The sequence below is a fragment of the Pseudarthrobacter sp. NPDC058329 genome (genome assembly GCF_042879835.1).
Taxonomy (GTDB): domain Bacteria; phylum Actinomycetota; class Actinomycetes; order Actinomycetales; family Micrococcaceae; genus Arthrobacter.
In genome coordinates this window covers 176277-188297 of sequence record NZ_JBHVZR010000002.1, presented here as the reverse complement: position 1 = coordinate 188297, position 12021 = coordinate 176277, and the positions used below count along the sequence as shown (strand labels likewise).

10 protein-coding genes are annotated in these 12021 nt (G+C 67.6%); 3 read left to right on the top strand and 7 right to left on the bottom strand.

Annotated features, from left to right (window positions below; all coding sequences use genetic code 11):
* Positions 1–27 precede the first annotated feature (27 nt).
* Positions 28–780: a S1 family peptidase gene (locus ACFVYC_RS05310; RefSeq protein ID WP_387547549.1), complete on the top strand. Its 753-nt coding sequence runs from the start codon at positions 28–30 to the stop codon at positions 778–780.
* Between the two features lie 86 nt (positions 781–866).
* On the opposite strand, the gene ACFVYC_RS05305 is transcribed toward ACFVYC_RS05310, so the two are convergent.
* Complete coding sequence (locus ACFVYC_RS05305) at positions 867–1250, bottom strand: hypothetical protein (protein ID WP_387547546.1); 384 nt, start codon at positions 1248–1250, stop codon at positions 867–869.
* A gap of 154 nt (positions 1251–1404) precedes the next feature.
* Here ACFVYC_RS05305 and clpB point away from each other — a divergent pair, with 154 nt between their 5' ends.
* A complete protein-coding gene (clpB, locus tag ACFVYC_RS05300) occupies positions 1405–4062 on the top strand; it encodes an ATP-dependent chaperone ClpB (RefSeq protein ID WP_387547543.1) in 2658 nt (885 codons plus the stop codon).
* A 45-nt stretch (positions 4063–4107) separates the two neighbouring features.
* Here the strand turns inward: clpB and ACFVYC_RS05295 are convergent, their stop codons facing one another.
* A complete protein-coding gene (locus tag ACFVYC_RS05295; protein ID WP_387547541.1) occupies positions 4108–4815 on the bottom strand; it encodes a septum formation family protein in 708 nt (235 codons plus the stop codon).
* Between the two features lie 273 nt (positions 4816–5088).
* Here ACFVYC_RS05295 and ACFVYC_RS05290 point away from each other — a divergent pair, with 273 nt between their 5' ends.
* On the top strand, positions 5089–5322 hold the full coding sequence (locus tag ACFVYC_RS05290) for a DUF3073 domain-containing protein (RefSeq protein WP_009359485.1): 234 nt from the start codon (positions 5089–5091) through the stop codon (positions 5320–5322).
* 213 nt (positions 5323–5535) lie between these two features.
* Here ACFVYC_RS05290 and ACFVYC_RS05285 read toward each other — a convergent pair whose 3' ends face one another.
* The 5 genes from ACFVYC_RS05285 to ACFVYC_RS05265 form a co-directional block, all read right to left on the bottom strand.
* Positions 5536–7347, bottom strand: coding sequence for an ABC transporter permease subunit (locus ACFVYC_RS05285; RefSeq protein WP_387547538.1), 1812 nt, complete (start codon positions 7345–7347; stop codon positions 5536–5538).
* On the bottom strand, positions 7347–8771 hold the full coding sequence (locus ACFVYC_RS05280; protein ID WP_387547908.1) for an ABC transporter substrate-binding protein: 1425 nt from the start codon (positions 8769–8771) through the stop codon (positions 7347–7349). The genes ACFVYC_RS05285 and ACFVYC_RS05280 overlap by 1 nt, the downstream gene beginning before the upstream one ends.
* 215 nt (positions 8772–8986) lie before the next feature.
* Entirely contained in the window at positions 8987–10345 is a 1359-nt protein-coding gene (locus ACFVYC_RS05275) for an MFS transporter (protein WP_387547535.1), read from the bottom strand.
* Complete coding sequence (locus tag ACFVYC_RS05270) at positions 10342–11145, bottom strand: ABC transporter ATP-binding protein (RefSeq protein ID WP_387547532.1); 804 nt, start codon at positions 11143–11145, stop codon at positions 10342–10344. The genes ACFVYC_RS05275 and ACFVYC_RS05270 overlap by 4 nt, the downstream gene beginning before the upstream one ends.
* A complete protein-coding gene (locus ACFVYC_RS05265; RefSeq protein WP_387547529.1) occupies positions 11142–11996 on the bottom strand; it encodes an ATP-binding cassette domain-containing protein in 855 nt (284 codons plus the stop codon). The genes ACFVYC_RS05270 and ACFVYC_RS05265 overlap by 4 nt, the downstream gene beginning before the upstream one ends.
* Positions 11997–12021: the final 25 nt, after the last annotated feature.

Sequence of the window (12021 nt, the reverse complement as noted above, 5' to 3'; positions counted from 1 at the left end):
GGCGGTCACTCGTGAAGGAGCGCCGCCTTGAAAATCGCCAGGATTCTTGCTGCCACCGCCGCAGTCGCCCTGCTTGGCCCGCTGCAGCCTGCCACTGCTGCTCCTGCTCAGGGCGGGGACACGGCCAGTCCGGACATTGCCGGCGGCACAACCACAAGCATCGCCTCAGCGCCCTACGCCGCCCAGATATCTTTCGACTCCACGGGAACCAGCGTGGGCTGCACCGGCAGCCAGATATCAGCCAGTTGGGTCATCACGGCCAAGCACTGCAACTCCACTTCACTGAAGTCGGTCCGGCTCGGCACCAGCTACCTGGAGAGCGGCGGCACCGTGAAGACCGTCGCCGCCCGGTACGCCTCCAGCGCCGGCGACGTCCTGCTGCTCAAGCTCTCCACGCCGCACTACGGCTCCTACGTGGGGCTTTCCAGCTCGTTCCCCGCCGCCGGCGTTGCTGCCAAGGTTTACGGCTGGGGCGACCAGACCGAAGGCGCCGGCACCATGTCCTACAACCTGAAAACGGCAAACGTCACCGTCGCCGGCCAGGGAATCGACACCTACGGCGGCCCCTCCGTCCGGACACAGTCCCAGACCGGGCACACCCTTGGCGGTGACTCCGGCGGGCCCCTCATCGTGAACGGGAAGCTGGCAGGCGTCCTGTCGACGTCGAGCATCCTGCCCGCGTCCAACCCGTCAAGCTACACACGCTACTACAACGACCACGCCTCCGTGGCCCGTAACCTCAGCTGGATCACCAACGTTTCCGGCGTCGGCGCCTCCTGACGACGGCGCGCTGGACCAGCCGGCGGGCGGCCTGCCGGGGAGCCGCCCGCCGCTTTCTTTTTGCCTGACTTTTCTGCTGTCCCTGCCTACATCCCCGGCAGGTCCAGGCATTCGTAAACCTGCATGCTGGCGCCCGGCATCATGAGGTGCGGGTGCCCGTCCAGCAGCGCCTGGGCGCCGGCGAGGTCCTCGGCCTGGAGAATCCCGTAACCCCCCACACCCGTGCTGGTGTCCGAGGTGCCGGCTGACGTGATTTCCTTCCCCGCCCCGAGCGGCTTCCCGAGATCAACGATGCCGTCGCCGGCGCTCTCAGCCCACGCCATCCACGCCTTCATGCCCTCCTGGGCGGCCTCGGGCGAGCTTTCGGCCATCTGCGCCTGGGCCGACTGTTCTGCTAAGTAAAGAACAACAAACTTCTTCATTGCCTGTCCCGTCTCCCTTGCGCCGGCGGCACTGTGCTCCCCGGTCACAAGGCGATCCTAGGGTGGATCGCGCCGGTTGAAAACGGCCGGGCGGGTCGCGGGCGCTGGTTCGCTCTGGGCAAACAGGAAATAAAAAGTACCCGGTCCAAAGTTGAGCGTTGTAGACTCAACCCAGAAAAACTTCCCCTGAAAGGAGCTCTCTTTGGACGTCAAATTCACTACCAAGAGCCAGGAGGCTCTTTCGGCTGCGGCCATGAATGCCTCCACCGCCGGCAACCCGCAGGTGGAGCCTGCCCATCTGTTGAAGGCGCTGATGGACCAGCGTGACGGCGTCGCGGTGGCGCTTCTGCGCGCCACGGGGGCGGACCCGGATGCCGTCAGTGTCCAGGCAAGCAGTGCCATCAAGGCACTGCCGGCCACCTCCGGCGCATCCAGCCAGCAGGCACAGCTGTCCCGGCCCGCTCTGCAGGCCATCCAGAACGCCAAGGGGGAGGCCGAGCGGCTGGGGGACACTTTCGTGTCCACGGAAGTGCTCCTCCTGGGCCTTTCGGCCGGCAGTGATGCCGCGGGCAGGTTGCTGCGCGACGCCGGTGCCTCCCATGAAGCCCTGCTCGCCGCAGTGCCGGGTGTCCGCGGCGACCGGAAAGTCACCAGTCCGGACCCGGAGAACACCTTCCAGTCCCTGGAAAAGTTCGGCACGGACCTCACCGCCATGGCCCGGTCCGGCAAGCTGGACCCGGTGATCGGCCGGGACACTGAAATCCGCCGGATCGTCCAGGTCCTCAGCCGCCGCACCAAGAACAACCCTGTGATTATCGGCGAGCCCGGCGTTGGCAAGACCGCCGTCGTCGAGGGGCTTGCCCAGCGCATGGTGGCCGGGGACGTGCCGGAAAGCCTGCGCGGCAAGACCCTCATCGCCCTGGACCTCGCTTCCATGGTGGCCGGGGCAAAGTACCGCGGCGAGTTCGAGGAGCGGCTCAAGGCGGTCCTCGAGGAGATCAAGAATTCCGAGGGCCAGATCGTCACCTTCATCGACGAAATCCATACCGTGGTGGGCGCCGGTGCCACGGGCGAATCCTCCATGGATGCAGGCAACATGCTCAAGCCCATGCTGGCGCGCGGCGAGCTGCGGCTCATCGGTGCCACCACGCTGGACGAGTACCGCGAGAACATCGAAAAGGACCCGGCCCTGGAGCGCCGCTTCCAGCAGGTGTACGTGGGCGAGCCCAGCGTCGAGGACACCATCGGCATCCTTCGCGGCCTGAAGGAGCGCTACGAGGCGCACCACAAGGTAGCCATCGCCGACTCCGCCCTCGTGGCAGCCGCGACGCTTTCCAACCGCTACATCTCCGGACGCCAACTGCCGGACAAGGCCATCGACCTCGTGGACGAGGCCGCGTCCCGGCTGCGCATGGAGATTGATTCGGCTCCCGAGGAAATCGACCAGCTGCGCCGCGCCGTCGACCGCCTCACCATGGAGGAGCTGGCCCTGGAAGGCGAAACTGACGCCGCGTCCGTGGAGCGACTCGCAGCGCTCCGTGCGGACAAAGCGGACAGGGAAGAGGAACTTGCCGGGCTGAACGCGCGCTGGGAGGCCGAAAAGGCAGGCCTCAACCGGGTGGGCGACCTCAAGGCCAAGCTGGACGAACTCCGTTCCACGTACGACAAGGCCGCCCGCGAAGGCGACCTGGAGACGGCGTCACGGATCCTCTACGGCGAGATCCCGGCCCTGGAGCGGGAGCTGAACGCTGCCGCGGAGGCCGAAGCTGTTGTCACGGACAAGTCCTCGCAGATGGTGGCGGAACAGGTGACCGCCGACGACATTGCCGAGGTCATCTCCGCCTGGACCGGCATCCCCGCCGGCCGCATGCTGCAGGGCGAAAGCCAGAAGCTGCTGCACATGGAGGAGGAGCTCGGGAAGCGGCTGATCGGCCAGAAGAAGGCCGTCACGGCGGTTTCCGACGCCGTCCGCCGCGCCCGTGCAGGCATCAGCGATCCCAACCGCCCCACCGGCTCGTTCCTGTTCCTGGGACCCACCGGCGTCGGCAAGACAGAGCTGGCCAAGGCCCTCGCGGACTTCCTGTTCGACGACGAACGCGCCATGGTGCGGATCGATATGTCCGAGTACGGCGAGAAGCATTCCGTGGCCCGGCTCGTGGGTGCGCCTCCGGGGTACGTGGGCTACGAGGAGGGCGGCCAGCTTACGGAAGCCGTCCGTCGTCGTCCGTACTCCGTGGTGCTGCTGGATGAGGTGGAGAAGGCCCATCCGGAGGTCTTCGACATCCTCCTGCAGGTGCTCGACGACGGCCGCCTCACCGACGGCCAGGGGCGCACCGTGGACTTCCGCAACGTGATCCTGGTGCTGACGTCCAACCTGGGCAGCCAGTTCCTGGTGGACCCCTCGCTGGATGCCGAGGCCAAGCGGAACGCCGTAATGGCCACCGTGAACGCCTCCTTCAAGCCGGAGTTCCTGAACCGGCTGGACGAAGTGGTGCTGTTCGATCCGCTGTCAGTGGAGGAGCTCGCCCACATCGTTGAACTGCAGGTGGCCGAACTTGGCCGGAGGCTGCACGAGCGCCGGCTGACCCTCGACGTCACCGAAGGGGCCCGGGCCTGGCTGGCCATGTCCGGCTTCGACTCCGCCTACGGCGCCCGGCCGCTGCGCCGGCTGGTGCAGCGGGAGATCGGTGACCGCCTGGCCAAAGCCATCCTGTCCGGCGAAATAGCCGACGGGGATACCGTGCTGGTGGACACGGCCACCGACGTCGACGAACTCACCCTTGAGGGGCTGGAGGCGCTCGCCGGGCCGAACGGCGGCGCCGTCCCGGGTACTGGGCTGGTGGTCCGGCGGAAGGACTAGGTCCGTCTGGGTTGACCCAAGCCGTGCTGCCCTGGCGCTCCAGCGCTAGGGCAGCACGCTGGCGTTAACGGTGTTCCCTCCGGGGGAGGTGACGTAGCAGTCCAGCCTGCGGTCCCCGGAATCCCAGCTGGTGGAACTGGGGAAGCTGCGCTCGAAGTTCAGGGTGTACTCGTTGGCGGCCGGGCCCAGTTTTGCCGCCTGGCACGCTTCCAGGGCTTTGGCCTTCAGCGCCTCGGCGCCCGGGTAGGACTCGCCCTCCGGGTAGCGGAATACGGCAACCAGCTGCGCCGAATGGCCGGTGTCGCACGGCACGATGGTGGATTTCAGTGCCTCCGGGCTGAAGTCCTTGAAGCAGTCGCCCAAGGCATAGCTGGCCGGCTCTGCCTGGCGGGGCAGCGGCAGCGGGGTCGCCGGGGGCGTGACTGCCGTCTCCAGCACGCCGGGCGCGGCGCCCGCGGATGCCTCCTGGTTCCCGTTGTCGTTCAGCCACAGGGCAAGCCACACCAGCGAACCGATGACCGCCAGGAGCACAACGACGAAGAACGCCTTCCACAGTGTCCGCTGATTAACGCTGCCACGTCCGGCTTCCGTTCCGTGCGGGAAAGTGTCCTGGTCCCCCGCCCCGCCCTGCGCCTGGCCCTGGGACCGCGCCGGGGGCTCGGCTGCCGGGACTCCGTACTCGGCCGCGGGAACTTTGGGCAAGCCGGCGGTGGGCGGAGAGGCGGGTTTGGGCGGAACGTCCTGGTGGTTCACGGGGGTGCTTCCTCCTGCGTTGTGTCCGCGCGGGCAGCCGGCTTTCCGGCCGGTTTTGGTAGTCGCTTATGTGACTCTACCGAAGAAAAAAGCCCAATTCCCGCCCTGGGAGGGCAGGAATGGTACTGCACGTGACCGCCGTGTACCGAGGCTGGCAAGCGGGGGCAGTCGAAAGCATGTAATCTAGGTGTACGACAAATTGACCAAACATTCCGGGGCCTCACCATAGCCAAGGTGACCACCTCCGGTCCAAGTACAAAAGGGGGTCACGCCATGGGGCGCGGCCGTCAAAAGGCAAAAGCTACCAAGCAGGCTCGGGATATTAAGTACTACTCCCCGAATACTGACTATTCGGCACTTCAGCGCGAGCTGACGGGCCCGAGCAGTCGTGCCACGAGCCATTACGCGAATGAGCCCGTTGAACCGGACTATTCGGCTTATGTGGATAAGTACGCGGATGATTTGGAAGAAGACGACGACGAGGTAGATACCCGTCGGATCGGCTAGTTGTCGCAATGCGCTGTTGCCGTGACCGGACAGCCTTGTGACGCCGTCGCACTTTAGGATTCAGCACCTGGATCCTGGTCTATGTTCCGGACCAGTGCAGCGCTTCTTTTGGCACCCTGATCCGGTCGGATCCCGGGTGCTGACCTCAGTTATGAAGCCCGTCCCTTGCGCCGTGAACGGCGCCGGGGCGGGCTTCTTGTTGTTGTCCTGGAGTCAGGGCTTTGCCGCCCTCGGGCCGGCTCCTTGCGGACTGGCCGGCAGGTCTGCCGTCTTCCGCTGCGGTGACTTCCAGAGCTGCGGTGATTTCCAGACAGGAGCCCCGCCGCCCGCAAGGCTCACGGCCAGCACCGACGCCAGCACCAGCGCGGAGGCCGGCGCCAGGACCGCCCAGGGCGCGCGCTCAACATACCCGATGCCCTCGGCCAAAATCAGTCCCCACTCCGGCGACGGCTGTTGCGGTCCCAGCCCCAAAAACCCGAGTCCCGCGAGGGCAAGGGCTACGCCGGGCAGCCGGAGCATGGCATGGCGCAGGAGTGGCGGCACCACAGCCGGGAGAATATAGCGGAGCATGATGCGCGCCCTGCCTACGCCCAGCACGGGGAGGACCTGCACGTAGGACTGTGCCCGCGCTTCCTGGGCGAGCGCGGCGGTGTGTGCTGCCAGCGGAGCCCAGCTCACGGCAGCGACTGCCAGGGCGGCACCCTGCGCGGAGGGCCCCGTGATGGCTGCGACCACCAGGCCTGCGAGGATGGGCGGCGCCGCGTTGGCCACCTCGACAGGTCCCGTGGCAGCCAGGGGGAACAGGCCGACGGTGATTCCCACGACCAGGCACACCAGCACCACCGTCAGTGCCGTTCCCAACGTCCCCACGGCACCATGCCCCACGCGGGCCAGGAGGTCACGGCCGCTGGCATCGGCACCGAAGGGCAGGGACCACGTGGGGACTGCGAGCCTGGTGTGGGCGGTGGTCAGGGGATCACGCAGCAGTCCGGCCCCAACGATGACCAGCAAGGCCGTGCCGGTAACTGCCGGCACGGCCGGCTGGCGGCGGCTCCCCGACCGCGCCGGCTCCGGCAGCGGAAGCGTGCCGAAGCGGACCGCCGGCCCGATCAGCAGGTAACGCCCCGCCGTCGTCAGCGTTCCCGCCAGCAGTGCCAGCGCCATGAGCGCCAGCATGCCGGCCTGGAGCGTGGGAATGTCCTGGGCGCTGGCGGCGCCGAGGAGCGCCCGGCCGAGCCCCGGGATGGCGTAGACCTTTTCGACGGCGACAGCCCCGCCGGTCAGCCCGATGAGGACCAGCCCGATCTGCGGCAGCACTGACGGCAGCGCCCGGCGCAGCACAGCCCGCGCCAGCTGCCCGGGTCCAGCGCCCGCCAGGCGCCAGGTGGCCACCCACTTTTCCCCGAACCCTGAGCGGATGGCGTCGGACAGGAGCAGCCCCATCAGGCCGCCTGCCGGGATGCCGAGGGCGAGGGCAGGAAGGACGGCATGCTCGGGGGCCATCCAGCCGAAGGGTGGAAACCACCGCAGCCAGACGGCGCCAATCACCAGCAGGATGGCGGCCAACAGGAACTCCGGCAGTGAAGTGAGCGCAGCGGACAGGATCCCGGACACCGGCCTCCGACGCTGCCCAAGCCCCTCCGCCACCGCGGGCACACAGATCAGCACTGCAATGACTGCCGCCCCCGCGAGGGCAAAACCCATCAGGGTCACCGAGACGCCCAGCGCTGCCCCGACACCGGGCCCCACCGGTGTATTGCTGACCCAGGATGTGCCGAAGTCTCCGGCGAAGACCCCCCGGACCCAGGAAACGAGCATTGCCAGCGGGCCCTGTTCCAGGCCGAGCTCTTCCCGGATGGCAGCGAGGGCTTCCGGTGTGGGCTCACGGTCCGCGTATCTGGCGCGGAGGATGGTGTACTCGGCCCCACGGCCCGAGAGCCACGGCAGCATCGCGATCAGCAGCACTAGTCCGAGGAAGGCGGCGATGCGCGAGGCGGTGACTTTCAGGAAGGCAGGAGCGGGCATCAGCCTGCGCTGCCCGGGTCAGTGGGTCCGCTGCCGGTTAACCCCGTCTTGCCGGTGATCAGCGCGCGCTCGCGCGGATCCCGCTCCACTTCGCGGATCCGGGCGGATTCGCCCTGGATGACGCGTTCGTGGAGCAGCGGGATGGCAGCGTCCCGGGCAAGGATGAGGCTTTCGACGGCGGCAATGGCGGCGCGTCGTTCCGGGCCGGCAGGAATGCCGGCAGCTTTGGCCAGGGCTGCGTCCACCAGCGGATCGCAGAACTGGGAGATGTTGAAGGAACCGGCGCATGAGAAATCGCTGTAGAGGTAAGCCACGGGATCGCCCGAGTCCAACACTGTGGCGCGCGAGAGGATAAAGGCATCAAATGTGCCCGCCAGGGCGTCGGCTTCGATGTGCTGGTACTCGCGGACGTCCTGCTCCACGGTGAAGCCGGCAGCTTCCAGCTGCTGCTCCAGTTGGACTGCCACCTCCGGCAGTTCCGCGCGGTCCGTGAACGTCCCAAGCCGGATGGGCGTCCCCTTGACGGCGGTTGCGGCAACGCGGGCAGCCAGCGCCGCGGTGTAGTCTTCGCTGTCCCGCTCGGCTGCTGCCCAGGGAAGCGCCGGGCCCAGCAGTCCCGCGGCGATGTCTGCCCGTCCTTCATAAACCCGGTCCACAATGGTGCCCGGATCAAGCGCTTCGCGGGCTGCTGCGCGGACCGCGGGATCTGTGAACGGACCCGACGCCGTGTTGAGATACAGCGTGTTGGTCCGGGGCATCGGCACTTCATGCACCAAGGTGGGGTCGATCTGCGCCACCTGGCCAACAGGGATGGCTTCCACGATGTCGGCATTCCCGGTCCTCAGCGCCGCTGCCCGGGCCGTGCCGTCCGGGACGAACTGGACGTCCACGCCGTCGGCCTCCGCCTTGGCGCCCCAGTACCCGTCGAAGCGGTCCAGCCGGGCCGATGAGGTGCCCTCCACCGATACCAGCCGGTACGGCCCTGTGCCGGCGTTCACGGGATCAACCACCCCGCCCTCCTTGTACGCCGAGGCTGCGAGGACGGCCAACTGGGGACTCGACAGACGCTGGGGCAGGAGGGGATCAGGCGTCGCGGTCCTGATGATCACGGCTCCGGGGCCCTCAGCGGCCGCCGTCAGCTCCACCCCATCCAGGATCCTCGGTTTGGGGCTTGCCTGTGCTGCGGCGGTCAGGGACGCAACAACCTCCGACGACGTCATCGCCGTTCCATCATGGAAGGTCACGCCGTCGCGCAGCGTCACGCGCCACGAGGTCTCGTCGACCTGCACCCAACCGGTGGCAAGCGCGGGTTCGGCTTCGCCGAGCCCGTTCAGCACCACCAGGGTTTCGGCGGCCTTCCAGCGGGACAGTTTGAAGGCGTCGTCGCTCAGCGGAGTAAGCCCCGACCGGGGCGGCTGGAGCATGGCAAGTTTGATCCTGCCGGCACCGTCGCCGCCTTCCGCCGATTGCCCGGCGCCGGCGAAACATCCGCTCAGGCCGGCTGCGATCAGCAGGGCTGAGAGAGTGGTTGCAGCTGTTGAAAGTCGTTTCTTGGGCACGTTGATGACCTGTCTCGGGGATCGATGGGGAAGATGGCCGGCTGTCTGCCGGATTGAGTGCTTTGGGTTTGTTGGGGGGTTCAGCGCTTGGCTGGCAGCAGCCGTGAAAGCCCGACGGCGGGAATCACCATCAGTGCCGCCATCACCGCCCAAGGCCAAACGGCTTCAGGTCCAGGCCGGGAGGCGCCGGAGTAGAGCGGTCCGAGGGCAAAGTTGCCCAGCAGCACCGCGCAGCCGCCCATGCTCGCGAGAAGACCGTAGTAAATACCGGTTCGCCGGCCGCGGGCGAAGTCCAGGACCAATGGCATGGCCACCGGCCCGATGCACATATGCCCGAGGCAGAGCCCCGCCACAAGCAGCAGCGGCGGAAGGAGCTGCAGCATGCCGGTGGCCGGAAACTGCGCGAGCACAGCCATGGCGGCGAAGGCCAGGGCCTTGAGGAGGAAGCCCGCCGTGAGGGCCCGTCCGGCACCCACCCGGCTTGTCAGCCGGGAGATGGGCCATTGCAGCGCTACGGTGAGGACGGACGCGAGGGCGAACAAAACCGCCAGCGCCTCCGGTCCTGCACCGCTCCTGGTCAGCTCGATGGGAAGACCGAAGTAGAGCTGGTTGTAGGCCAGCAGGTTCACGCTGTAGAGGGCGGCGAAGGCCACAAAGCGCTTGTCCCGCAGCATCGCCGCCACCCCGTCATTCGGCGTGACGGAGGAAATCAGCGTGGACGACGGCAGCCTGGAGGACAGCACTGTGGAGGAAGGCAGCTTGGAGGACGGCACCGTGGAGGAACGCCGCCTGAAGGCAGGCAGCCTGCGGATGGACACCTTGTCTGGCTCCCGGTGTGGGGCACCGGCTGGCACGCTGCGCCACAGCACCCCTGTCATCACGGCAAAGACCGCCGCCCCGGCCAGCGCTGCCCAGCTGAAGGAAAGTCCCAGCAGCAGGGCGCCCACCAGGGGACCGGCCACGGCCCCGATCTCTCCGCAGATGGCGAGGAGCGCAAAAAGTCCCGGCGCCTTCCCGCTGGTGTTCCGCCGTCGTTCTTCCGCCCTGCCCACCAGCGATTCCAGGGCGGGGGAGAACAGCGCGCCGCCCATGCCGGTGAGGACCGCGCCCAGGAGGAACAGCGGAAAGCTGCCGGCCATGGCCAGGGTGAGGTAACCGGAGATCCGGACCAGGCAACCCGCCAGCATGGCCCGTCTCGGTCCAAACCGGTCGGTGATCATCCCGCCCACCAGGAAGAGCCCCTGCTGACTGAAGACGCGCGCGCCCAGGACCACACCCACGGCAGTTGCCGTCATGCCGAAGTCCTGGCTCATCACCAGTGCGAGGAACGGCACCACGGCATAGAAGCCAATGTTGAAGACCAGCTGGCTGGTGAGGAGGAGGCCGGGGGCCGGACGGAGCCTTGCTGCTGCCGGGTCGGTGGCGCTGAGTGCGGTCACGGGGCGGCTGCCGGGAGGGTTTGGGGGAACTGCATGCCAACCGATGCCTGCACGAGTTCGACGGCGGCGGCGCTAGCCGGGTGTTCCAGCACCTGATCGGTTGGCCCTTGTTCCACGATGCTGCCTTCCGCCAGGACGGCGGTGGTGCCGCACATCCTGGCGGCTGTCGCCAAATCGTGGGTTACCAGGAGTAGTCCCACGCCGGCATCGCGCACCAGGCTGTCCAGCAGTGAAAGGACAGTATCCCGCAGGGGGAGGTCCAGGCCGCTGACAGGTTCGTCGGCCAGCAGGTAGGTAGGTGAGACAATCAGGGCCCGGGCGATGGCCACTCTCTGGTTCTGGCCGCCCGACAACTCTCCCGGGCGGCGCCCCATCAGGGCGGAGGGCACCTCCACGCGCTCCAGCGCCTGGCCGACCAGTGCCCGGTGGTTTCCCTCCACCCGGAGCTGGCGCAGTGGCTCCATCAGCAGCTGCGAAACGGTCATCCGGGGGCTGAGGCTGCCAGCCGGATTCTGCGGAACGTACTGCACCGCCTTGCGGTACCAGCGAAGTTTACTCACGTGGCCAGGCCCAACTGTCCGGGCACCGAGCGTAACGGTGCCGGCGGAGGGCTTTGCCAGGGCGAGCAGGATCCGCACGAGGGTGGACTTGCCGGAGCCGGAACTTCCCACCAGCGCTGTGCTGGTGCCGGGCGTAACGCGCAGGCTGACGTTCCGGAGAGTCTCCGCGGGTTGCCTGTTGCGCACGCCGCGGGCGGGATAGGCGAAGGAAATTCCCGTGGCGGCAAGGGTGTCCGTCATGCTGCCACCGCAGTTTCCGTGTCGGCCGGCTCTGCCGGAACTGCCAGCGGCGCTGTACCCGCGGAAGAACGGATCAGCCGCCGTGTGAAGGGGTGGCGCGGGTTACGCAGCAGTTCGTCCATGGTTGCCTTTTCGACAATGCGGCCGTCCTCTATCACCAGTGCCCGGCTGCACAGCGAGGCGGCAGCAATGAGGTCGTGCGTTATGAAGAGGAGGCCGCGGCCTTTGGTTCCCCACGCGCGAAGGGCAGTAAGGACCTTGAGCCGGGTGACGGCGTCCAGGGCTGTGGTGGGCTCGTCCGCTACAAGGACTGTGCTGCCGCACGCCAAGGCCAAGGCGACGCACACCCGCTGCAGCTGCCCGCCGGAGAGTTCACCGGTGTAGCGGGGCAGGACCACCGCGGGCTCCTCGATTCCGGCCTGTGCCAGGAACCGGGCAGCTTGATTCAGCGCGTCCGCCCGGCTGAGTCCGGCCTTGCGGAGGGGAATAAGGAGTTGTTTGCCCAGAGGAACCAGCGGGTTGAGGGAGGTCTGGGGGTCCTGGTGGATGAGTGCGGCGTTCGATGGAGCCGCCGCCGTCCTGCCGGCCGCGGTCCAGCCGGCGACCGTCCTGCCTGCTGCCGTCCTGTCGGCGACGGCAGGCCTAGTGGCGAAGGAAATCTCCCCGCTGACGGTCATTCCTTCCGGAACAGTTCCCGTGAGGGCTGCCGCGGTTAGCGACTTGCCTGATCCTGAGCCACCGAGCAGGGCAACGCACTCGCCGTGCTGGATGGAGAACGAGAGTGGGTGCACCAGTTGCCGCCCGGCAGACGTGAGCGCAAGGTTGTTCACGGACAGGACTGGTGCAGGCATCGGGACGTCGTTTCGTGGAGGACTT